The sequence below is a fragment of the uncultured Psychrosphaera sp. genome, from assembly GCF_947500655.1.
Taxonomy (GTDB): Bacteria; Pseudomonadota; Gammaproteobacteria; order Enterobacterales; family Alteromonadaceae; genus Psychrosphaera.
This window is the reverse complement of record NZ_CANMSK010000008.1, coordinates 91,466-113,681: the sequence shown is the minus strand read 5'-3', so window position 1 is coordinate 113,681 and position 22,216 is coordinate 91,466. Positions and strand designations below refer to the sequence as shown.

19 protein-coding genes and 1 pseudogene are annotated in these 22,216 nt (G+C 36.9%); 11 read left to right on the top strand and 9 right to left on the bottom strand.

Features of this window, described 5'->3' with window-relative positions; translation table 11 throughout:
- Positions 1 to 55: 55 nt before the first annotated feature.
- Positions 56 to 730 carry a hypothetical protein gene (locus Q0940_RS08935; protein ID WP_299267226.1) on the bottom strand — a complete coding sequence of 225 codons (675 nt, stop codon included), beginning with the start codon at positions 728 to 730 and terminating at the stop codon, positions 56 to 58.
- 219 nt (positions 731 to 949) lie between these two features.
- On the opposite strand from Q0940_RS08935, the gene Q0940_RS08930 reads away from it, so the two are divergent.
- Entirely contained in the window at positions 950 to 1,588 is a 639-nt protein-coding gene (locus Q0940_RS08930; RefSeq protein ID WP_299267223.1) for an NAD(P)H-dependent oxidoreductase, read from the top strand.
- A 338-nt stretch (positions 1,589 to 1,926) separates the two neighbouring features.
- Positions 1,927 to 3,309, top strand: a pseudogene (locus Q0940_RS08925) (class II fumarate hydratase).
- Positions 3,310 to 3,375: 66 nt separating this feature from the next.
- Here the strand turns inward: Q0940_RS08925 and Q0940_RS08920 are convergent.
- On the bottom strand, positions 3,376 to 4,356 hold the full coding sequence (locus Q0940_RS08920; protein ID WP_299267220.1) for a hemolysin family protein: 981 nt from the start codon (positions 4,354 to 4,356) through the stop codon (positions 3,376 to 3,378).
- 204 nt (positions 4,357 to 4,560) lie between these two features.
- Between Q0940_RS08920 and Q0940_RS08915 the strand changes: the two genes are divergently transcribed.
- The gene (locus Q0940_RS08915) at positions 4,561 to 6,315 is read left to right on the top strand and encodes a hypothetical protein (protein ID WP_299267218.1); all 1,755 of its coding nucleotides are present in this window, start codon (positions 4,561 to 4,563) and stop codon (positions 6,313 to 6,315) included.
- A 5-nt stretch (positions 6,316 to 6,320) separates the two neighbouring features.
- On the opposite strand, the gene Q0940_RS08910 is transcribed toward Q0940_RS08915, so the two are convergent.
- Entirely contained in the window at positions 6,321 to 7,370 is a 1,050-nt protein-coding gene (locus tag Q0940_RS08910; RefSeq protein WP_299267216.1) for an MBL fold metallo-hydrolase, read from the bottom strand.
- A gap of 142 nt (positions 7,371 to 7,512) precedes the next feature.
- Here Q0940_RS08910 and Q0940_RS08905 point away from each other — a divergent pair, with 142 nt between their 5' ends.
- Positions 7,513 to 8,151 (top strand): TetR/AcrR family transcriptional regulator, encoded by a 639-nt coding sequence (locus tag Q0940_RS08905; RefSeq protein WP_299267211.1) that lies wholly within the window; start codon positions 7,513 to 7,515, stop codon positions 8,149 to 8,151.
- Positions 8,152 to 8,176: 25 nt separating this feature from the next.
- Here Q0940_RS08905 and Q0940_RS08900 read toward each other — a convergent pair whose 3' ends face one another.
- From Q0940_RS08900 to Q0940_RS08875, 6 genes are all read right to left on the bottom strand, one after another.
- A complete protein-coding gene (locus tag Q0940_RS08900) occupies positions 8,177 to 8,641 on the bottom strand; it encodes a GAF domain-containing protein (RefSeq protein ID WP_299267208.1) in 465 nt (154 codons plus the stop codon).
- A 312-nt stretch (positions 8,642 to 8,953) separates the two neighbouring features.
- Positions 8,954 to 9,433, bottom strand: a complete 480-nt coding sequence (locus Q0940_RS08895) for a hypothetical protein (protein ID WP_299267205.1) — start codon at positions 9,431 to 9,433, stop codon at positions 8,954 to 8,956.
- 2 nt (positions 9,434 to 9,435) lie between these two features.
- Positions 9,436 to 9,699 carry an EF-hand domain-containing protein gene (locus Q0940_RS08890; RefSeq protein ID WP_299267202.1) on the bottom strand — a complete coding sequence of 88 codons (264 nt, stop codon included), beginning with the start codon at positions 9,697 to 9,699 and terminating at the stop codon, positions 9,436 to 9,438.
- Positions 9,700 to 9,856: 157 nt separating this feature from the next.
- Positions 9,857 to 10,522, bottom strand: a complete 666-nt coding sequence (locus Q0940_RS08885) for a response regulator (RefSeq protein ID WP_299267200.1) — start codon at positions 10,520 to 10,522, stop codon at positions 9,857 to 9,859.
- 17 nt (positions 10,523 to 10,539) lie between these two features.
- A complete protein-coding gene (locus Q0940_RS08880; protein ID WP_299267199.1) occupies positions 10,540 to 12,021 on the bottom strand; it encodes an ATP-binding protein in 1,482 nt (493 codons plus the stop codon).
- A gap of 251 nt (positions 12,022 to 12,272) precedes the next feature.
- Positions 12,273 to 13,232 carry a GGDEF domain-containing protein gene (locus Q0940_RS08875; RefSeq protein ID WP_299267197.1) on the bottom strand — a complete coding sequence of 320 codons (960 nt, stop codon included), beginning with the start codon at positions 13,230 to 13,232 and terminating at the stop codon, positions 12,273 to 12,275.
- Positions 13,233 to 13,469: 237 nt separating this feature from the next.
- Here Q0940_RS08875 and Q0940_RS08870 point away from each other — a divergent pair, with 237 nt between their 5' ends.
- From Q0940_RS08870 to Q0940_RS08840, 7 genes are all read left to right on the top strand, one after another.
- Positions 13,470 to 15,698, top strand: a complete 2,229-nt coding sequence (locus Q0940_RS08870) for an adenylate/guanylate cyclase domain-containing protein (protein WP_299267194.1) — start codon at positions 13,470 to 13,472, stop codon at positions 15,696 to 15,698.
- Positions 15,670 to 16,146, top strand: a complete 477-nt coding sequence (locus tag Q0940_RS08865; RefSeq protein WP_363323575.1) for a DUF2391 family protein — start codon at positions 15,670 to 15,672, stop codon at positions 16,144 to 16,146. The genes Q0940_RS08870 and Q0940_RS08865 overlap by 29 nt, the downstream gene beginning before the upstream one ends.
- Positions 16,147 to 16,320: 174 nt before the next feature.
- Positions 16,321 to 17,247: an MbnP family copper-binding protein gene (locus Q0940_RS08860; RefSeq protein ID WP_299267193.1), complete on the top strand. Its 927-nt coding sequence runs from the start codon at positions 16,321 to 16,323 to the stop codon at positions 17,245 to 17,247.
- A 1-nt stretch (position 17,248) separates the two neighbouring features.
- Positions 17,249 to 18,472 (top strand): MbnH family di-heme enzyme, encoded by a 1,224-nt coding sequence (locus tag Q0940_RS08855; RefSeq protein ID WP_299267191.1) that lies wholly within the window; start codon positions 17,249 to 17,251, stop codon positions 18,470 to 18,472.
- Positions 18,473 to 18,476: 4 nt separating this feature from the next.
- On the top strand, positions 18,477 to 19,688 hold the full coding sequence (locus Q0940_RS08850; protein ID WP_299267188.1) for a hypothetical protein: 1,212 nt from the start codon (positions 18,477 to 18,479) through the stop codon (positions 19,686 to 19,688).
- Positions 19,689 to 19,802: 114 nt separating this feature from the next.
- Complete coding sequence (locus Q0940_RS08845) at positions 19,803 to 21,089, top strand: ATP-binding protein (protein ID WP_299267185.1); 1,287 nt, start codon at positions 19,803 to 19,805, stop codon at positions 21,087 to 21,089.
- Positions 21,082 to 21,708 (top strand): response regulator transcription factor, encoded by a 627-nt coding sequence (locus tag Q0940_RS08840; RefSeq protein ID WP_299267182.1) that lies wholly within the window; start codon positions 21,082 to 21,084, stop codon positions 21,706 to 21,708. Before Q0940_RS08845 ends, Q0940_RS08840 begins: the two co-directional genes overlap by 8 nt.
- Positions 21,709 to 22,216 lie beyond the last annotated feature (508 nt).

Sequence of the window (22,216 nt, the reverse complement as noted above, 5' to 3'; positions counted from 1 at the left end):
TAAATGGGTTAGCTAGTACTGCTAGCCCATTAAGTTATTACTTAATTCATTATATCTAAAGATATAAACTTAGAACGCTATTTTCTTGTTGTTCTGATTTAAAAAGTGGAATCAAAGCTGAATTTGAAAATGTTTTACAATCCATTTTCCCCCACCCATTCTTACAAATTTGTTGTTCTGCTGCATATATAATATCTGAATAATTTGGTGTGTAAGTTACTGTAATAGTTTCAAATTTTAAATCCGAAAGGTCTTCTTTGATAGTGGGTTGTTTATTGTTTGTAGTTAATGGTTTCACCTTGGTATTTATATTTTTAATTAGTGGTGCTTTTTCTATTTTATTTATGACTTCTAGATGTTTCTTAGCAATCTTAATATTATGTTTATTTGCCATAGTTAAAAGTTTTTTTGCTTTTTCTAGATTGGGTTCAAAATAAATACCGTATAAATAAAAGTAGCCTAATTGATATTGTGCACTAGGTTCATGCTTTTGTGCTGCTCTTTTGATAAACCGAACTCCTGAATCTATATTTTTGTCCGTACCTTGGCCTGTTATAAGCATTAGTCCTTGCATATATTCCGCTAATCCAGAATCTTTTTGGGCAAGACTTCTGAACCTTTGATATTCATACACACAATCAGAATCACAAAAGCTAGTATCAAAGTTGGAGCTTTTACTAGTACAATTAAATGAAATAATAAGTAGCATTACGATTGAAATCACTTTCATTTTCAAGTCCTTATGACATCATTCGATGTTTTTTTAATATTATTGTACATAAATTACACTGAGTGAGTTTGGAATACAAGCCTCACCTAATTGTTAGATAGTGATGAGTATTTATATTATTCAACTACAATTTTAAAGACTATAAAACACTTGTTTTTTAAATGTGCGAACACCATATAAAGCATAACTTTTTGTTTCTTTATTTAATTGGGAAAATACATGACTGACTTATTAAAAGATTTACAGTGGCGTTACGCTGCAAAAAAAATGGATGCGACTAAACCTGTTAGCCAAGAGAAAGTTGATTACATATTAGAATCAATCAGATTAAGTGCCAGCTCTAGTGGTTTACAGCCTTATGAAGTTTTTGTTGTAACGAATCCTGAAATACGCAAACAAATCGTACCGCATGCTTGGAACCAAGCACAAATTACTGACGGTTCTCATTTATTGGTTTTCGCTGCATGGGATAATTATACGCCTGAGCGCATTAACAATATGTTTGATTTAGTTAATGAAAAACGTGGTGGCACAAATGAAGGTTGGGAAAACTACCGTCAAATGTTACTAAACACTTATCCTCAACGTGATCCTCAAACAAACTTTGAACATGCTGCTCGCCAAGCTTATATTGGTTTGGGCACTGCACTTATTGCTGCTGCTGAACAGAAAGTAGATAGCACGCCAATGGAAGGGTTTGTACCTGACGAAGTTGATGCAATTCTTGGCCTTAAAGAAAAAGGTTTGAAATCAGTGATCTTATTGCCATTAGGTTACCGTGAAGCTGAAGGTGATTGGTTAGTTAACTTAGAAAAAGTTCGTCGTTCAACTGAAGACTTTATTACCGAAGTTAAATAAGTAGCTAACTTCATAGTTAAGAATAAATGCTTAACTTGTAAGTAACAAAATAATAAAGCTGAGCCAATAAATTGCTCAGCTTTTTTTATGTCTGATCTTAACAAGGTTAGTGATCATTTAAATGGTGTTTCAAGCTAAATAATAGCTATATTTAGGTTGCCAGTCTCCTGATAATATTTATCGTCCTAGATATAACTTAAAACATATTGCAGACTGTGAAGAGAATCAGCATCGAGTTCGGGAGTTACAGGAATAGTTAAAAGTAATGAGCCACTATGTAAAAGCTGGACTTTCCACATGAATAATTCTCAATACCCAAACCAATAAAGGTAAAGCAGATGACAAGTAACTTTCGGATTGTACAAGATAGTATGGGCGAACTTAAGGTGCCTAAAAATGCCTTGTATGGCGCACAAACTCAGCGGGCAGTTAATAATTTTCCTGTCAGTGGGCAGCGTATGCCTGAAAATGTTATTCGAGCTTTGTTACTTATAAAATCTGCTGCAGCACAAGCGAATATTGAGCTTAAACAAATTCCGAAAGAGATGGGTATCGCAATTAAACAAGCAGTAGATAAGATGTTAGTTGCCCCTGATTTGATGTCACATTTTCCGGTAGACATATTCCAAACGGGCTCTGGCACTAGTACTAACATGAATGTTAATGAAGTATTAGCAACAGTTGCGAGTGAAATATACGGTGATAAAGTGAATGCTAATGATCATATTAATTGTGGTCAAAGTAGTAATGATGTTATCCCAACGGCCATTCATGTTAGTGCAGCTATCGCACTACAACAAGAGTTAATACCAGCCTTACAGCACTTATCCTAGGGCATTAGAGACAAGGCTAGTAGTGTTCATCATCATATAAAAACGGGACGCACACATCTTATGGATGCCATGCCGGTGAGACTAAGCCAGAGTTTAAATTGCTGGGCTGATCAAATAAGTCAAAATATTCAGCGTCTAACAAGTATGCAACCCGATATTCAAAGTCTAGCACAAGGCGGAACAGCTGTAGGTACGGGCATTAATGCACATCCTAAATTTTCTAATATATTTAATAAAACATTGAGTGATATTACTGGGTTAATCTTTACACCCGCTACTAACTTTTTTACTCATATTAGTTCTCAAGATATAGCGGTCGCCCTTTCTGGACAATTAAAAACTACGGCGGTTTCTATTATAAAAATTGCTAACGACTTACGCTGGATGAACTCTGGACCTTTAGCGGGTTTAGGGGAAATAGAGTTAGAGGCATTACAGCCAGGGTCTTCTATTATGCCAGGCAAAGTTAACCCAGTTATACCTGAAGCCGCGGCTATGGTTGGTGCTCAAGTGATAGGAAACGACGCCGCTATTACAATTGCTGGACAATCCGGTAATTTTGAATTAAATGTGATGCTGCCATTGGTGGCGTATAATTTACTGTCGTCTATCGAGATACTGGCTAACGTTAGTGTGTTATTAGCGGATAAAGCAATTGCAACTTTTATAGTGAAAGAAGAAAAGTTAGCTGAGGTACTTACCAGAAACCCTATTTTAGTAACTGCATTAAACCCAATAATCGGTTATGAGAAAGCGGCTAAAATTGCCAAGCAGGCTTATGCCGATGGCCGTCCTATTATTGATGTAGCAGAAGAATATACAGATCTCAGTCGAGATGAATTAAAGCAGCTACTTGATCCACAGAAATTAACCGAAGGTGGTTTATAATTCTGTAAATAGAGGATTTGTAGGTTAAGTATCGTTTTACGAAAAAAAGTAAGCTAAGACCAGCTATTAGTTAGCTGGTTCTATGTCTCTTTCATCCACAATAGAGACTTGCAACAGAGCTTCTATAACGTCTTCTAATGCGACTATTCCTTGTACTTCACCATATTCATCTACGACTAAACAAATGTGTGCTCGTTGGGTTAATAGCTTATTGAATAGCACAGGTAAAGATAAGGTTTGAGGTACGATTAATATGGGTTTAACTAATTTTGAAATTCGATAATCAGGTTTTACTCTGCTGTTGGCTAACATGACGTCTGTTTTTAGCACGTAGCCAATAATATCGTCTGGATTTTTATCAAATACTAAAATTCTGGAATAGGAAACAGAGCCATGTAATTTACAGTAATCTTCGACTGTAGTGTCCTTATGTAATCTAAATACTTTGGCTCTAGGCGTCATTATTTCACGTAAGGTTATTTCTCTGAAATGCAGCAAGCTTTGGATGATGTCTGATTCGCCTTGTTGCAATGCGCCAGTTTGTAAACCTATCTTTGCCATTGCTTCTATTTCCGAACGCATATAATGGCTTTCATCATTGGTCCTTTTAAAAAGCTTAGTGATAAGTTCTGACATCCAAACAAAAGGTTTTAACAACCAGACTAAGTAGGTTAATACTGAAGTAACAAAAGGCGCAAATTCTCGCCAATAGTTGGCTCCCAATGTCTTGGGAATGATCTCAGAAAAAACCAAAACAAATAGGGTCATAATAGCCGAGGCTATACCAATGGATGAGTCACCGTATAAATGGGAGGCTTGTGCGCCAACACCTGCGGCTCCTGCCGTGTGTGCAATCGTGTTTAATGTCAAAATTGCTGACAATGGTTTATCCACATGTTGATTTAACATTGTCATCCGTGACGCTATTTTTTTATTTGGGTATGAAGTAATAAAAGCTGGGGTTACGCTCAATAAAACCGCTTCCATAATTGAACATATAAATGAAACTAGAATAGCGACGGTTGCAAATAAAAATAGTAAAAACACATTATCCTCTTTTACTCAGTAACTAATGGCTTACCAATATTGATTTTAGCCGTTGCTTATTCATTTATGTATATTGCCAAATTTAATATAAACAACCCTTAGGCTATTACAAATATTTATTGCCTAAAGTTTATTCAATATTGGTCGATAGCAATTTTAAAGAACCTCTAATTTTTTAATGTCTCTTTTAGCCAGGTGAATGAAATGGAATTGTTGAAACCTACCTCAGTCAATAGCACAGCTGATTATAAAGCCGGTGATAAAACCAGTTTAACTCGTGATGATTTAACGAGCGCTTCTGGTAGCCTGGAAAATGTCACAAAAGTTAAAGAATTAGACTCCAGCCATGTTGCTTTGTCCAAACCTAATGTGGAACAACTACTTGCCGATCAACTGCTTCTAGATGCCGGAAATTATGGCAGTTTATCTATTACACAGTATGAAGCGCCTCCCATTGCTGAAAAAGAAGACTCGTTTTATATTCAGCAGCAGTTTATTAAGAATGTAAATGGTAATCTAGATCGTATTAGTGACGGTAAAGATACTGCAGAGTTATTTAATACAGTTCAACATGCTCTCACCCATTCTGAATCTGCTCATAAAAATATTGCTGATATCTTTAGCAGTTTAGGTCAACTAGATAAAGATACTGAATCTTATTTGATTGCCAGTCAAAATTACATAGAAAATAATCTACAAAGTAACTTTCCAACTTTGGATAAAGAGAATGAATTTGCCAAAGGAAGCTCATTTATCGACTTCCCTGATCGTCGAGCGTCGAGAGTTAGTTATGAAGTGGAAACTCTGGAGGGTGATATTGTTACCGTCACCTACCGAACTTCAAGTAGTTTGGATGGGGACAGCGGTTTTAATGGTTTGTTATATCAGGTTGATGGTGAATTGTCAGAGGAAGAGCACGAGGCGTTAAATAAACTATTTATGGGAACCGCTGAGTATGTTGGACAAGTGGCAGGGGGCAATCGAAAGGAAGCTGGATTAGACAGTATTAATATTGCTGAAAACTTTGATATGAGTTTATTGAAAGGTTTTTCAATAGATACAAATATATTTGCCAATGAAACCCATTATGAATATGAGGTAAACCAAGAAACAAAAGAACAAACTTTGTCGATAGACATGAACATTGGACTTCAAAATTTTGACTTTGATTTAACTACGTCCTTATTAGGCAGCAAGGATGAAGAAGAATTAACTCGTTATGCTTTGGAAATGAAAGATTTACTTGAAGAATTTGGTTTTCAAAAAGGACATCATGAACTACTAAACGACTTTATTGTAGATTCATTTACTTCTCTGTTCGATGTAAATACACAAAAAAGTCAGCATGATATAGATAAGTTCGTTATTCCAACAATAGGCAAACGGGTTGGGGCTAATCAATTTACCAGTAAAATTTCATCATTGATGGACTATAAATTCTCACTTAACTTAGATGAAAATAAAAACTTTGCCGATGAAGTAGTTACCAGAATAAAAATGTCGCAAGTAAGCGAGAGTCAAAAGCATGGAAAAATGTATGAATTTACTCAACAGAAAAACTTTTCACTTTACTCTTCAGTATCAACACTATCAAATATGGAAGGCGTGAATAAAGATGTTGTTATTACAAGGCGTAAAGAGGAGTTAGAAAATAAAGTCACGCTGGATGGCATACAAAATACATTAAACTTTGCATCAAAACATAACTTAGATAACAGAGTTGAAGATAGTCGATATTTTACCGACGGATCTAGTGTGACTAATGTAACAGAAGAGTCGATTGTTGAATTGAGTGAGTTAAAATTGGTAGAAGATATATTGTCCAATATGTACACAAGCACACGCGAAACTAAAAAAGAGACAATAGAGAAAGAAGAAGCTGATGGTGCTGCTAGAGTTACCGCAAAATCTAAAGCAATAGATGTTTATATGCAATACGATGCGCTTAAACTGAGCTAATACGACTAATTATTATTTTCTAGTTTTCCTGTTTCTTGCCACCAGTTTACGGCGGTTTTTTCTTGTGTTTTCTGCAGTTGCTTAGGCGTTTGTATGTTGACGGCCTCACCAAATTTTGGCGTTAATAAAGTGACGTAATTGTCAGCAGCCAACTCGGTAATGCGTTCAAATGGTTCGTACCAATTATGCAAAGATAAGTCGAAAGTTCCATTGTGAATTGGCATCATAGCAAGTCCTTTTAGATCTATATGAGCTTGTAAACTTTGTTCTGGAAACATGTGGATATCTGGCCATAATTCATTATAAGCACCGGTTTCAATTAAGGTTAAATCAAATGGCCCTAAACGGCTTCCTATTTCTTTAAAACCACCAAAGTAACCTGAGTCACCACTAAAATATACTTTAGACTCCCACCCTTCAATAACCCAACTTGCCCATAAGGTTTCATCTTTGTCGAATAATCCTCGACCAGAAAAGTGTTGAGCGGGTGTTGCAGTAAATTTTAACGTATTAATTTCAGTAGTTTGCCACCAGGCTAGTTCAGTGATTTTAGCGTCATCAATCCCCCAACCACGTAAATGTTGTCCTACTTTTAATGGTGTGATGAAGTATTCAACTTTTTGATCCAAAGTTTTAATGGCATGTTTGTCTAAATGATCATAGTGGTCGTGACTGATGATCACCGCTTTAATATTTGGTAAATCAGCAATCGAAATAGGTGGTTGATGAAAGCGTTTTGGGCCAAACCATTGTACTGGTGAAGCACGGTCGCTAAATACAGGATCAATTAAGATAAACTCGTGGTCTATGCGTAATAAAATTGTAGAGTGTCCAAGTCTGTATACTGCATCAAATTTATCTTGTGCTAATTGTTCGGCAGTTAAGGGCTGAACGGGAATATCAAAAGATGGTGTAGCTAGTGTCCGTTTGTCATTCCAATAAGCTTTGAGCATGGCATAAAAGTCACTAAAACTAGTCTTATGTTCTATCTCTGTATTGGTAAATTTCTTCGGTTGCTTGTTGCCATCAAGGTGTTTTACGCAGCTAGAAGTCATAAGTATTAAGCCTATTAAGATTGAAATTTTTAACATTATTGATAACCAAAAAAGTAAACTACACGGTGCAGTTTAAATTAATAAATTGAAAAGTAAACTGATTAGTGTAAAAATGTTGATACCGTTATTTTGAGACATATCCATGACCGAGCAATCGATAACAGAAGCTATTACACAAGAGAAGAAGACTCGCTCTGAATTAAAGCGTGAGGCTATTATTGCTGGTGCGTTAGCCGCCTTCCAACAGTATGGGGTAGCGGACTCAAGCATGGATAAAATTGCGGAACTAGCACAAGTTTCTAAGCGTACCGTTTATAACCATTTTGAAAGTAAAGAAGTGTTAGTAGCTGAAATTATAATTAGTGAGTGGCAAAATCGTATTGTTGTCTATGACGTTATTTATAATGGTGATACGAATATAAAAGCTCAACTGGTGGCTTTAGCTGCAAATGAAGTTGATATGATGGCCGATATTAAAATGCTGGAACTAACTCGAGTTGCCATCGCTCACTTTTTGTTCGCTCCTAATGCACTACAAAGTCAAATGGCTAAAATTTTTGAACAAGAAACGGCGCTCAAACGTTGGATCAAATCAGCAATGGCTGATGGTAAATTAAAACCGTTAGATGTAAATATGGCAAGTAATCAAATAACTGGCCTATTAAAAACTGAAGCATTGTGGCCACAAATTTTACGTCAAGCAGCTCCTTTGTCAGTAGAAGAAAGGGCTCAATTAGTAGAAACATCTGTGGATATGTTTTTAAGTTATTACCAAGTGTAATTTACTTTTGTGCGAACTGAAATTATTATTCACTAGGAATTAATAATTTATATTGCTCAATGTTTTCACAAATGAATGCAGCTAAACCAGTTGCCAAATCGACTTCTTTATCTTCAAATTGTTGGCGTTTAGCCATTAACGACGTAAAGTTCACTGTACCTATGACCTTACCTTCATTATCATTTATTGGTGCGGCAAGATAACTCTCTAACTGAACTGATAAATATGCAGGGTGCTGCAGCATTGAGTCCATAGAGCCAACATTGTAGTAACGCATAACTTGATTGAACTGATAAACATCTCGGCAATATGTATCTTCAAGCGGAAAAGTCATCCCAGCTTTAAATACCCCTTCCAAATTACTATCAACAGCAATTAGCGTGTATGTATTATCGTTTATATAACTAACAATTGCAGTTTCCATATTTAACTTTTCTCGAACAACTTTAAGTTGTTTGCTTAATACATCATGGAAATTTATTTCAGCCATATACTACCTAAATTAGTTAACAAGTATGTGGAATATACGGCGCTATGAAAAGGATAACAATATTTTTTATAGGGAATTAAAGAGGCGTAAATAGTGGGATGTAAGCATTGGTACCTAGAGGAAATATATTCTTTAATAAAATTATACTGTTATATAAATTATTATGATTAATCAGTGTTTATTTACAAAAATTATTTTTTTAGTAACAGAAACGTATTCGCATTTAGTTTGAGTTTTTTTGCCCTTTAAAATAAAAAAAAGGCCATTTTTAATATTAAAAATGGCCTTTTCCACAAATCATTTTATCTAGCATTACACACTAGTGTTAATGATAGAGCTCTGATCTTCAATGTTAAACTCTTCAAAAACTTGAGCTAAAATAGACTCTTTATCTTCATCAGTTAGCTTTTCAGCTCCGCTAGTAGCAAGCGTTTCTTCCACTAATTCAGAAAGATAATCAACTAAAGTAGTGATCTCTTCACTGCTTTGTTGTGGCGGTGGAGGCGGAGGCGGTCTTTGACCTTCTTCCGATACTTGAGCTAAATCGCCAATTTCTTTTGCATCGTAGCCCAATTCTGACATTGCTTCTGCAAATTCAGCATTTGGCTGGATGCCAGCTTCTGAAAATGTTTCAACAATTGATAGCGCATCAGCTTCGGTTAAGTTATCAGGATCAAACTGTGATAACGTTTCTGACATTAGTGTTTGCTGTTCAGTTGTTAATTTTTGCGCACCTGAACTAGATGACTGCATTCCAGGCATCGACATGCCAGAGCTTACAGAATTAATCATTACTACCTCTCTTTTCTTTTTGGACGTGGTGGTTTGTGATTTTCATACTCTTCGTTGCTAATCACTCCGTTGTTGTCGACATCTATACTGACAAATACTTCTTCTGGTTCGCCGTGTGGTAATTCTAAGTTAGAAAATTCCTCAAGAGTGATTTCACCATCGGAGTTGGTGTCTATATCGGAAAATACCGGGCGAGGTTTACGATCATGCTCTGGTGGAGCTGCTTGAACTAAAGTAGTCGCACTGAATACTAAAGCGACTAGCATTTTTGAATAAATATGCATCTAATGCTCCTATCGTTATTCTTTATTAATGACTTATATAAATCACATTAAATTTAAAGTAACTACGAATATTGCAAACATTGTGCAAAAAATGAGGAAGTGTATGTTTTAAGAAGGTTTTATAAAATTAAACAAGCTTTTATAAAACTAAACGGTAGCCTGTGCCATAAACGGATTGGATCCAATCTTTACCATCACTAATACCTGCAAGTTTTTTACGTAACTTTTTAATATGACTATCGATGGTTCTGTTATTAACAATGCGATGATCGGTATACATATTTTGCATTAATTGTTCACGGGTAAAAATACGTTCAGGTTTATTAGCTAAAGGTCTTAGTAATTGAAACTCTACAGAGGTTAATGATACTTCTTGACCATGAAAGCTAGCACTTAATCTATGCTCGTCTAATTCTAGTTGCTCTGAGTTTTTCTCTACCGTCATTGTTCTTCTTAGAACTGCTTTAACTCTAGCAACGACCTCGCGGGGGCTAAAAGGTTTACAAATATAATCATCAGCACCAAGTTCTAGACCTAGTAATCGGTCAATCTCGTCTACTTTTGCAGTGATCATTAAGATTGGAACATTAGAGAATTGGCGTATTTCTTTACATATATCAATACCATTTTTCCCTGGTAGCATAATATCTAGTAAAATAACGCTAGGTTGATTTTCTTTCACCCAGTCTACAACTTCACTGCCATCATGAATTTGGTGATTGCTATATTCTGCCTGTGTAAGGTAATCAGACAATAAGCTGGCGAGCTTTATTTCGTCTTCTACGACTAATACCGGATTTAACATTTTCATCCCCTTTTTTATTAACTTAAAACGATTGGCAGTTTTACTATAATTGATAAACCACCACTTTGAGAATGTTCTGCGGTTAGCTCCCCTTGATGAGCCTTAACAATAAGGCTACAAATAGCTAAACCTAATCCCGCTCCACCTGTTTTTCTATTACGTGATTCATCAACTCGATATAAGTGTTCAAACAAATGCGTTAAATGTGCATCCTCTACACCAATTCCATTATCTGCAAATGTTAAAACAGCAAAGGTTTTTGTATTTATATTTTCAACAGACAAAGAAATTGTTAGTTCAGTAGCAGAAGAATATTTAATACAGTTATTAATAATATTCTCAAACAATTGATAAAGTCTGGTCTTATCAAGATACACATCGACTTCTTGGTCGGTAATATTGAAGTTTAACTTAATACCTGCGGTTGCTAAGTAGCTTCGATACTTCTGTTCTTCATTTAAAATTAACTGAGTTAACTCTTCATCTTGCTTACGATAGCGCATCCCACCGATATCAGCACTAGTGAGTAAATTTAAATCATCAATAAGACGTTGTAAGTGTTTTACTTCATCATTAGCTGAGGAAATATTATCTTTTGATAACGGCCTTACATTATCTATCATAGCCTCTAATTCACCCCGTAGTATTGCAACGGGCGTACGCAACTCATGAGATATATTAGCAAGCCAACGTTTTCTAGCCGTATCATTTTCAGCTAATGTCAGTGCCAATTCATTATAGTCTCTTGCCATCTGACCTAGTTCATCTTTACGCGTCAGCCGAACAGACTGTTTATAATTTCCTTGTGTTAGTTGGTGCATACTACTACTAATTAGCTTTATGGGGCCTACTAAGTTTCTTGCTAACGGCAAAGTTACTAAGGTTACAAGACACATTGCTAGTGCGGCAATGATCCAAAGAAAATTTTGTTGTTGTTCAAGAAAATCAATTTCATAGCCTCTGGTAAGGCGGTTTCGTTTAGAGATAGCTAAAAAACCGATTGTAGTACCATTGAGTTCTATTTTTGTTTTAGTGTAATCTAAATCTTCAAGGTACATACCAGCGACAAATTTTTCATCCTGATCTAATAAAGCATAGTAGGACTCAGTTTCTGACTGCGGTGGTGGAAGTCGTCTATCTGGTGGACTATCGTTTGGTTGTTTTCTAAAATTTTTTGGTGGCGGATTTTTGCTGTTTCGTCCGCCTCTACGTTCTGGTGGGCGCATACGCACTTCGTCGATAAATTCACTATCGTGCAATTGATTGGCAACTAAATGTCGAAATTTATTATTTTGACCTTCCATTGAGAGCCAATTATTTTTTTCTTTATACTCTTCACTTAATTTTATAGTCAGTGGCTGTAATACTTGCACTTCTTTGGTATTAACGTAATTAATCATACCTTTACCTATGCTCCATTGCATAAGTAATACTAATATAGTGACTAATAACAGGCTAAAGCCAAATAAAACTAAAAACAGTTTATTTTGAATTTTCATTGTGGGAGCAAAATCCTTATTTAACGTAACCTGCCATGGTTATACAGGAACATGATTTGCACAGATATATTCGATAAATAGGGAGCTAATTTGAATATTTCTGGCTAAATGAATAAAAACTTAAGGGTGATCATATTAAGCTAATGTGCAAATACAGTGCATAATTAAAAATAACGTTTATCTAGTTAATAACCAAGTAAAAATTTATAGGGATAAAGCAAAGGAGTAAAACAAAGATTAGAATTTAAAGATTAACTAATAATCGTATTACGCCCACTATTTTTAGCTCTGTATAGGTTTTCATCAGCTTTTTTTAAACATTCATCCCATGTTTTTTCTTTGTCTATTTCAGCTAACCCTATACTTAGTGTTGGAGCTAATCCGTATTCAAAATTAAACTCGGCTAATTCTTGTTGAATAGAGTGTGAAAATAGTTGGGCGTTTGTTAAGTCAGTACTAAACAATATAAATAAAAACTCCTCACCGCCTAAGCGATATAATTTATCTATACTTCTGCAACGCTTTTTTAGCAATGTAGCGATTTGAATAAGAACTTGATCACCAATGTCATGACCATGTTTATCATTAATTAATTTAAAGTGGTCTATATCTATACTAACTAATGTCATTGGCGTTAACGTTCGGCTGTGCTGATCAATTGTTAGCTTAATACTATCTTGCAGTGTTAAACGATTAAGTAAGCCAGTTAAAGGATCAGTAATAGCCAGCTGATGTAATTTTTTTTGCTGATCATTAATAATATTTACAAAGAGGCTAGCTAATCCTCCAACGGTAATTAAACAAGCGAGTACTCTTATAGCTAAAGCTGGATCAAACTGGCTCAAAATAACAGGAGTGAGGATAATAATAAGTAATATATTTGCTACCATAGCTTGGCGTTGCTGCATGATAAAATTGACCATTACAATGGTCGGAAAACACCACAAAATCCCTATTATTCCTCTATCAATGACTAACTGATATAAGATGAAATAGGCAATAGGCATGACTACAGCAAAAGCAATATTACTATTGTATGTTTTGTTTCGTCTTATTCTTATATTGATATATAGCAAATTGGCGGAAACTATTGATATAAGTACACCAATATAAACTTCCCCTTGGATAAAATTGATCAGAGAAAATGGTGCTATACAAACTAATAGGACAGTGGTTAACTTGCGGATAATTTGATGCATAGTCGCAGGCATTGATTTTTTATTATTGATGCTTCTGTCCCTTGCCTAATGTTTTCTACCCAATGTAGTAAATGTAGTAAATGTAGTTTAATTCGAGAATAATATCCTAAAAATCTACATGACTATTAATTTTTAATTATATTTAGAGTTTATATCTAATTACATTGTACTTGTTACGGATTAAGGCTGTGCAAATGGTTTTGAGCCAATTATAGTAAGGGTACGAGTATAACGATGCGGAATCGTTACATGAACAAAATAAAAAAACACCTTAGCACTATTATTCTTGGTTTAATTATTACCACTTTTTTTGTGGCCTTAGTTGACTCAAAAATTCCGGTTTTAAAAAACGCAATTGATAGAGTTGAAGGCATTATTTACGATGCACGATTAAATGCGACATTGCCTGAGACAGTACGTGATTCTGATCACAATATATTTATTGTCGACATTGATGAAAAAGCATTAAAACAATATGGCCGATTTCCTTGGAGTCGTCATACCGTAAAGCAATTAGTGACCAACTTAGTTGATGCTGGTGTTGTGGTTATTGCCTTTGATATCACCTTCACTGAGCCTGAAATAAATCCGCTAGATACTGTCTTTAATACCGCGTTAGGTAAAAAGTTAGCTGGTTTATCACCAGAGCAGTTAAGTGAATTAAGAGATGAACTTGATGCGGATAAACAATTTGCACAAGTGCTTGGCGATACAGACATAGTCTTAGGTGTGTTATTTCAACAAGAAGCTGATGTAGATGTCGGTAAATTAAAAAACTCCACCATTGAGTTATTAGATAAATCTGCTGCAGTGGAAAAAATAAAAGGGATTGAGTTCTCTGGACAACTTGCCAATGTAGATGTTTTACAAGAGGCGGTTTACGGCCAAGGATTTTTTAATTCAGCACCAGACCCAGACGGTTTTATTAGACGTGCGGCGTTAGTCATTAAACACAAAGGGCAATTTTACCCATCGCTTGCGTTAGAAGCTGCTCGGTTATTTAACTTGGCGGATAAAATTGATCTTGAAACGACAAAATTACCAGCCAACGACATTCATAATATAACCGCCGTTAAGTTTGGAAATAACCGAATACCAACCGATGAATATGGCCGTGTATTAGTGCCCTTTCGTGGCGGTCAAAAATCGTTTCCATACTATTCTGCTGCCGATATTTTAAATGGTGACATTGGTTTAGAGTTACTTGAAGGTGGTGTTGCTTTTATTGGAACCTCCGCCGTTGGTTTAGCCGATTTACGAGCTACTTCCGTTGGACTGCAATATCCAGGTGTGGAAGTACACGCCAATGTATTTGAGGGAATATTACAGCCTGAATTGTTCTCTTACCGACCAGATTGGTGGGAAGGGGCTTTATTAGTACAAATATTGTTATTAGGTCTGTTACTGTCAATTGTGTTGCCTTTATTGGGGCCGTCTCGGATGGCGTTAGTGGGGGGGATGTCTTTTGTCTTTGTGGTTGGATTTAATTTATTTATGTGGCAGCAACAAATCTCACTGCCGGTTACTCAACCTTTAGGGCTTGTGATCTTAATTAGTGGTTTTAACTTAGCGCGCGGCTTTTTTGCCGAAAACAGTAACCGACAACAAATTAAATCTATGTTCGACCAATATGTGCCACCGGCTCATATCGACAAAATGCTTAGTGATCCAAATGGCGTATCGTTAGACGGTGAACGTAAAGAGATGTCAGTTTTATTTTCTGATATTCGTAGCTTCACCAGCATCTCAGAAAAGCTATCAGCCAGTGACTTAAAAAACTTACTAAACGAATATTTCTCGCCAATCACCAAAAGCATTTTTGAACACCAAGGCACAATCGACAAATACGTTGGTGACATGGTTATGGCTTTTTGGGGCGCACCGTTAACCGACGAAAATCATGCAGAAAACTCCGTAATTGGTGGTTTTGATATGTTAAAAATCACCGCTGAATTACGTGAACAGTTTTTAGAAAAAGACTGGCCAGCTATTTATGTAGGTATTGGTATTAACACCGGTGAAATGAACGTAGGAGACATGGGATCGGAATATCGCCGTGCCTACACAGTATTAGGTGATGCGGTTAACTTAGGCGCTAGATTGGAAGGGTTAACTAAGTTTTACGGCGTAGAGTTTTTAGTCAGCGAATTCACTAAAGCGAAATGCCCAAATATTTTATTCAGACCGGTTGATAAAGTAAAAGTAAAAGGTAAAGAAGAAGCGGTCGCTATTTTTGAACCGGTTTGTGAAAGTAAAGACTCAACACCAGAGTTAGAACAAGAATTAACGCAATTAAATGCAGCTTACGGTCATTACTTAAATCAACAATGGGATGATGCCGAAAGCGCATACAACAAGTTGTTAGCTGCATACCCAACTAAAATGATTTACCAAATATACATAGAAAGAATCGCCGAATTAAGAGAGGCTGAACTTGCAGCCGATTGGGATGGGTCATTCACTCATACATCAAAATAGCAGCCAGTCTTTTTTAAACAAAAAAACCTTTAACAAAAATGGTATCCATTTAATGAAATATAGTTTTAACGTAGAAGACGCAAGCCAAGTATTTGTCGGTGCATTTGCTTTAGCTGTGCCGATTTCTTTTTCTGAAGAAGCATGGAGATTAGGTGAAACCTTACCTTTGGCAAATCTGTTTATGCTGTTTGCATTGTCAGTTTTATTTTTAGGTTTGTTTACTTATCAGAGTGTATTTCAAAAGGACATCGCATCCCGCAAAGGCGCGTTTATATTTCGTATCGTGATTGCTTATTTAATCACAGCTCTTGTTGTTGCATTAGTCTTATTTTGTTTGGATAAGTTACCACTTTTGGGTGATCCTATGACATCGTTAAATCGGATTGTCGTTATCACTATGCCAGCCTCCATGGGCGCGATTGTAGTGGATAGTTTAGACAAAGAGTAAAATAAACATTACTTCCGTTATGCTTAACCATTTTAATAAACTGGTTAAGCCCATCATTTTAGGTGCGACAATTTGTCGCATTGAGTCCTAGCTAGATAGAAATCATAATATGACCATTAAGTTAAGCTGAAAAGATAACGTATTTTCAGCGTCCAAAAACAATGAGAAGATATTATGAATCTAGCGTTTAAAACCAAATCAATTTTAGTGTCATTAGCCACCGTATTTATGTTAACTGGCTGTGATAGTAGCACTGAAAATGAAGCATCAATGGAACCATTTGAGTTAAACTTTAGCGCAATGAGTGGCACAGAAGAAGTAAGTTGTGATACTACTTCAACAGGCTTTGGCACAAATGATGAGTATTCTATCGGCTTAAAAGATTTACGCTTTTATGTAAGTAACGTTACTTTTTATGATGAATACGGCGTAGCCATTGAAACCACATTTGATGACAGTGATTTCCAATTAAATCATGAAGAAGGCTTTGTAGGGTTAATTGATTTAACCAGTAATACATCTGGTTCTTGTCTTGATGGAGGCGGAACGGAAAGAACCAACACTAAGTTAACGGGGTCTATGTTAGATACTGGCGTGAGCAAAGTAACGTTTGATATTGGCGTGCCTCAAGCTGTAATGAAAGATGTTATTAATACCTCTTCAGCAGAAGATGCACCGTCACCGTTAAACGAAATGTATTGGTCTTGGGCATCTGGCTACCGCCACTTTTTAATGAATTTTACTATTGAAAATACATCAGCATTAACCGGTGGTGGCGCACTTCATGTTGGTAGTAAAGGTTGTGGTGATGATGGCTTGTTAGCACTAGAAGATAAAGACAGCTGTGACTTTGTAAATACACCACAAGTTGAATTAACGGACTTTGATCCAAGCATTAAAACCGTAGTAATAAACTTAGACACATTATTAACAGACGTAGCGTTTTCATCAACGACTGATGGCGTAGAGACATTAGCGGTTAACTGCCATTCAAGTACTGGTGCTCAAGCAGATTGTACGCCTATTTTTAGTAACTTTGGTTTAGATACTGAGGATGGCACAGCGACGGCGAGTGATAATAGTGTCGTGATCTTTAATTAATATGAAAGTTATAAATAAAAAGAGCTTCGGCTCTTTTTTATCTTTTATTCGAGTAATACACGTTAGAGTTGCTGTCTTAACTTGCATGTTATTTATGTTGTCAGCTTGTGATTTAGAATCAAGCACTGAAATTGAAACCAGCAGTGATAACTTAACCACAAGGGAAATATTAGAACTTCCCGATCACATGCCAACCCCATACGTGCCAGATTTTAATCCGCTCACCAATGCGAAAATTCAACTCGGTCGTTTTCTATTTTATGAAACTATGCTGTCGGCTAATCAAGCTCAGTCTTGTGCGTCTTGTCACGATCAATCTCTGGCCTTTTCTGATGGTGTCGCTCAGCCTTTAGGCTCTACAGGTCATCAACTAGTGAGAAACAGCCAAAGCTTAGTTAATGTGATTTATTATTCCACGCTGACTTGGAGTAATGACACATTTTTAGAATTAGAAGATCAACTAAACGTACCAATTAGAGCTGATAACCCGGTTGAGCTTGGCGTAACAGATGACGAATTAGAAGAGGTATTACAACGTTTTGAAGACGATCATGAATATCTTGCCATGTTTACAACCGCATTTCCTGACTCAGACTCAAGCGTCACCATGAACAAAATAATATTTTCATTGGCTAGCTTTGTTAGAACCATGATCAGCGCATCAAGTCCTTATGATAAATATTTAGCTGGTGATAAAACCGCATTGACGGCTCAAGAGATAGAAGGTTATCAGTTATTTAATGGTGAAAAATTTGAGTGCTTTCATTGTCACTCAGGGATAAATTTTTCATCTTCATACCGTGATGCCAATAAAGCCACAGACGCAATAGAGTTTCCATTTTTCAATAATGGTTTATACAACGTAGGCGGTGATGGCAGTTACCCAGAAGAAGACCAAGGCTTGTACGACTTATCTCTAGATCCAGCAGATAAAGGTTTATTCCGCCCACAAAGTTTACGAAATATTGAGTTAACTGCGCCATATATGCACGACGGTAGCATAGCCACATTGCGTGAAGTTATTGAGCATTATGCTAGAGGCGGTACTTTAACGGGATCTGGTGTTAATGCCGGAGATGGTAAAAACAGTCCATTAAAGTCAGTATTAATTCCAGGTTTTGATGCAACCGATGAAGAAATTGATGCCGTTATTGCCTTTTTAGAGGCACTTACCGATGAAGAGTTTATAACCTCATCTAAATTTTCCAATCCATTTGAAGAATAATTCTATGAGCTTTTCTCCGTTATCAAAAAAATCACTTTTTAGTTTATCTGTTGTTAGCTTTGCCTTGTTTAGCAGCTTTAATGCAATGACTCACGAAGCAAGTTATATAGATATGCCATCGCAGTTGTTGATAAAAAGTGCGATAGCGGTGCAAAGCAAAGCTATTGTGGCAGATGACGAAGGCTGGTTAATTCCCGGCGTTATGTTGGGAGGCGAGGCAACGCCTCAGTATTCCGGCGCTGCGGTTAATGACTTGCAATTGTTTGCTCGACTAAATTTGGATGATGATTATTACTTAGGCAGCAAACTTGGTTTTCATCAACACCAAGGTGAAGGCGAATTAGAGCTAGATAATTATTGGTTAGGTAAATACGTTAGATTTGATAACAGCATATTAAAAATAGATGTAGGCCAAACCGCAACGGATACAACGCCAACTGCTAATTATCATGCGTCACAAGATGAATTCACCAGCAAACCATTACTAGCAGAAGTGTTTTTTGGTGGTCATCACAAAGATACTGGCATAAAAGCAAATTGGTATTGGCGTGATCTTGAATTAGGTGTTGAAGCTTGGAATGGCGATGCTTGGCCAACAAGTAGCGGCAAAGGTAATTTTGCTAGCTTTGCTCGTTATCATGGTTATATCGCGGGGATAAAAACTGACTTTGCCGTTTGGTATAGCATGGGTGAAGCTGGTCAAAGAATAGATAGTCGCTACGACACAAGTCATAGTCACTCATCTTCCACTATTACCGTGCCGGATGGTAGTTTTACTGGCGACGTTGCAATGGCTGGAAGCTATTTATTGTTATCACATCAAGTTACCGAGAGCTTTTTATGGGAAGCTCAAGGGGAGTGGATCCACAGCGAACTCGACGGTGATATTGCCGACACAACTCAAAGCGCAGTATTGGAACAAAGGTTAGACGGTTATCGTTTTATGTTTGGTGTTCATTTACAAAAACATAAGTTTTTTGTACAGCAAGAAATGTTAGTGATAAACAATAAATTTACCGACGCCACTACCACTTTTATTGAGCAACAAGGTTTATACAACGAAGGTTTTGAACCGCAAAGATTGATACTTGGTTATCATTGGCAATGGCGACCTAACTTTACCTTAAGAGTTGAGTCCGTTAGTGACCAAACCCAGTCAGATGAAGCGCAAGAATACTGGTCGGTTGGTTTAATGTGGCAACATAAGCTGTTATAAAATACTTTTATGTGTAACTAACTAATTTAGTATCTAGTTTAGGCTTAGCTGATTTAGAAACATTATAATACAATCAGCCATTATACTGATCCGCACAATAACAAGCGTGTTTAAATGCAAACCATAAAAAGTAGTCAACATATTAGGCCATTAATTACCGCGCGATTCTCGTTTATTGCGTTGCAGATCATGGCTATTTTGTTGTCGCAATATTGGGCTGAGTTGTCACTGCCCTTTTTTAACTTATACGTAATTGTCGCACTGGAAACATCATTAAACTTGATGTTTATGTATATTTATCAAACCAATAGAAATGTCAGTTCAAATGCCTACTTTATGCAAGTGGTCATGGATATTCTGTTTTTAACCGCTTTATTATATTTTAGTGGTGGCGCGTCTAATCCATTTGTCTCCTTGTTATTACTGCCAATCGCGATTGCAGCGGTAACCTTACCTAAACATTTATCGCTAGCTGTTACTATGTTAGCCATCAGTGCCTATTTCGCTTTATTGTTAATATTAAGCCCACACGACCTTCACCATATGAACATGGAACAACATTTGTTGGGCATGTGGTTTAACTTTTTATTATCCGCTGCGGTGGTGGTTTTGGTTGTTACGTCTTTAATTAAAGCGATGAATAAACAAGAGCAATTAGCGAGCAAACAAAGAGAAGAACAATTGCGCCAAGAGCAATTATTGTCTTTAGGTGCGGCGGCAGCACAATTTGCCCACAGATTAGCAACGCCTTTGGCTACTGCGCATTTAGTGTCAGAAGAGCTACAAGAAATTCAATCTTACGACGCTATGCTGATCAAGCAATTAGATGAGCAATTAAATGATTGTCGTCGTCATTTAGACGACTTTAGAACGATGGCAGAACAAGTGAAAACTAGTTCAAAACAAACTCTGTCAGTACAAGACTTGATAAGTAACTTACGAGAAGAAGTTCAACTGAGTTTCCCTAGCGCCAAAGTAGATTGGCACGTGTCCGCTGTTGAACATTTATTCTTGGTTGTAGAGCCTATATTAATCCCTGCTTTGTTAAACCTTATTCAAAATGCAGCTGTTGCTAATAGTGCTAACAGCGCCAGCGAGCTTTCAGACCAAAGGCTTGAGAGTGTAGAAGTGTTAATTACCCCACGTTTGGATAATGGTGAATTGGTTATCTCTATCCGAGATCACGGCCTTGGCTTTGCTAACGACACTTTATTGCAACTCGGTAGTGAGCTGGTGGACAGTAAACACGGCTTAGGTATGGGAGTGTTTTTATCTCATGTGACGCTGAATAAATTGGGCGGACGTTTAAAACTGTATAATCACGAGTTAGGCGGTGCGGTTGCAGAAGTTACCTTACCCGCTTTTTATCAAGAGCAAACCCAAGGTGTAATTAATGAGTGATACTCAAAATGACAGCCAAAGTAATAATAACCGCTTATTGATCATTGAAGATGACGAAAGCTTTGCTGCTATTTTAGCTCGCCGTTTAGAGCGTCATGACTATCAAGTTAGTATCGCCAACAGCACCTCACAAGGTCTTAGTTTAGCCGAAAGCGTTAACCCCAATTACGTATTGTTAGACATGAAAGTGGGTGACGACAACGGCATCCATATTTTACCGCAACTAAGACAGCTATTACCCAGCAGCCGTATTATTCTGCTAACGGGATACGCCAGTATCGCCACCGCGGTTGAGTCAATAAAATCTGGTGCGGACGACTACTTATCCAAACCAATAGATGGCGCTAGTTTATTGGCAGCGCTAAATGGCGGCTCAAATGACAGAGCGGATGGCTGCTTAAATGGTAGAACAAACCGTAGATCACAGCGTGAGTTAAAACACGGGGAAACACAGCACGACTCACTTGAAACAAGTATGTCACCAGCACGAATGGAATGGGAACATATCCAACAAGTATTAAAAATGAACCAAGGTAATATTTCAGAAACCGCTCGCCAGTTAGGCATGCATCGTAGAACCTTGCAGCGTAAGTTGGGGAAAAGGCCGCAGGCTAGTTAGCTGTATTGCCTTCGGTTGGTTTTAGTTGCGCAAAAACGTAGTTTTTTGTTTTAGGACTAAAGCAAAGACTTAAAATTTAAAGCTTAGGCCATACTTTTTAACTATTACATTGTGGAAATGGTTGGATTTATTTCGCCCCTCGGCGAGTGACCTTTTTGCAACAGCCCAAAAACGTAACCCAAAAAGGCCGCTTCCAACCAATATTCTTATCTTCTATAAAATTAAGTTTTATCCTCAAAGACGGGATGAACATTCGTCCCTGAACACCATCCCTTACTCGACGTCCTGTCTCATACTTTGGAAAACTTATTTTATCTCAGGAATATTTAGATGGAGAATAAAAGCAGAGCGAGTCAGATGGTTCATTATCTAGCATAAGTTTAACTGTGTATTCAAACAGGCTTCTTCTACTTTCTCCTATAGTCAGGAAAACGACCTAATCGCTCGTTTATCACCTAAGACCAGTTAACTTTATTTCTATTAACTTTAGAACTGGCAAGGGCTTAAT

Bases quoted from the DNA above. Each gene is read 5' to 3' on its own strand.
- Q0940_RS08935 (WP_299267226.1), bottom strand. From the start codon at position 730: ATGAAAGTGATTTCAATCGTAATGCTACTTATTATTTCATTTAATTGT.
- Q0940_RS08930 (WP_299267223.1), top strand. From the start codon at position 950: ATGACTGACTTATTAAAAGATTTACAGTGGCGTTACGCTGCAAAAAAA.
- Q0940_RS08915 (WP_299267218.1), top strand. From the start codon at position 4,561: ATGGAATTGTTGAAACCTACCTCAGTCAATAGCACAGCTGATTATAAA.
- Q0940_RS08910 (WP_299267216.1), bottom strand. From the start codon at position 7,370: ATGACTTCTAGCTGCGTAAAACACCTTGATGGCAACAAGCAACCGAAG.
- Q0940_RS08905 (WP_299267211.1), top strand. From the start codon at position 7,513: ATGACCGAGCAATCGATAACAGAAGCTATTACACAAGAGAAGAAGACT.
- Q0940_RS08900 (WP_299267208.1), bottom strand. From the start codon at position 8,641: ATGGCTGAAATAAATTTCCATGATGTATTAAGCAAACAACTTAAAGTT.
- Q0940_RS08895 (WP_299267205.1), bottom strand. From the start codon at position 9,433: ATGATTAATTCTGTAAGCTCTGGCATGTCGATGCCTGGAATGCAGTCA.
- Q0940_RS08890 (WP_299267202.1), bottom strand. From the start codon at position 9,699: ATGCTAGTCGCTTTAGTATTCAGTGCGACTACTTTAGTTCAAGCAGCT.
- Q0940_RS08885 (WP_299267200.1), bottom strand. From the start codon at position 10,522: ATGTTAAATCCGGTATTAGTCGTAGAAGACGAAATAAAGCTCGCCAGC.
- Q0940_RS08880 (WP_299267199.1), bottom strand. From the start codon at position 12,021: ATGAAAATTCAAAATAAACTGTTTTTAGTTTTATTTGGCTTTAGCCTG.
- Q0940_RS08875 (WP_299267197.1), bottom strand. From the start codon at position 13,232: ATGCCTGCGACTATGCATCAAATTATCCGCAAGTTAACCACTGTCCTA.
- Q0940_RS08870 (WP_299267194.1), top strand. From the start codon at position 13,470: ATGAACAAAATAAAAAAACACCTTAGCACTATTATTCTTGGTTTAATT.
- Q0940_RS08865 (WP_363323575.1), top strand. From the start codon at position 15,670: ATGGGTCATTCACTCATACATCAAAATAGCAGCCAGTCTTTTTTAAAC.
- Q0940_RS08860 (WP_299267193.1), top strand. From the start codon at position 16,321: ATGAATCTAGCGTTTAAAACCAAATCAATTTTAGTGTCATTAGCCACC.
- Q0940_RS08855 (WP_299267191.1), top strand. From the start codon at position 17,249: ATGAAAGTTATAAATAAAAAGAGCTTCGGCTCTTTTTTATCTTTTATT.
- Q0940_RS08850 (WP_299267188.1), top strand. From the start codon at position 18,477: ATGAGCTTTTCTCCGTTATCAAAAAAATCACTTTTTAGTTTATCTGTT.
- Q0940_RS08845 (WP_299267185.1), top strand. From the start codon at position 19,803: ATGCAAACCATAAAAAGTAGTCAACATATTAGGCCATTAATTACCGCG.
- Q0940_RS08840 (WP_299267182.1), top strand. From the start codon at position 21,082: ATGAGTGATACTCAAAATGACAGCCAAAGTAATAATAACCGCTTATTG.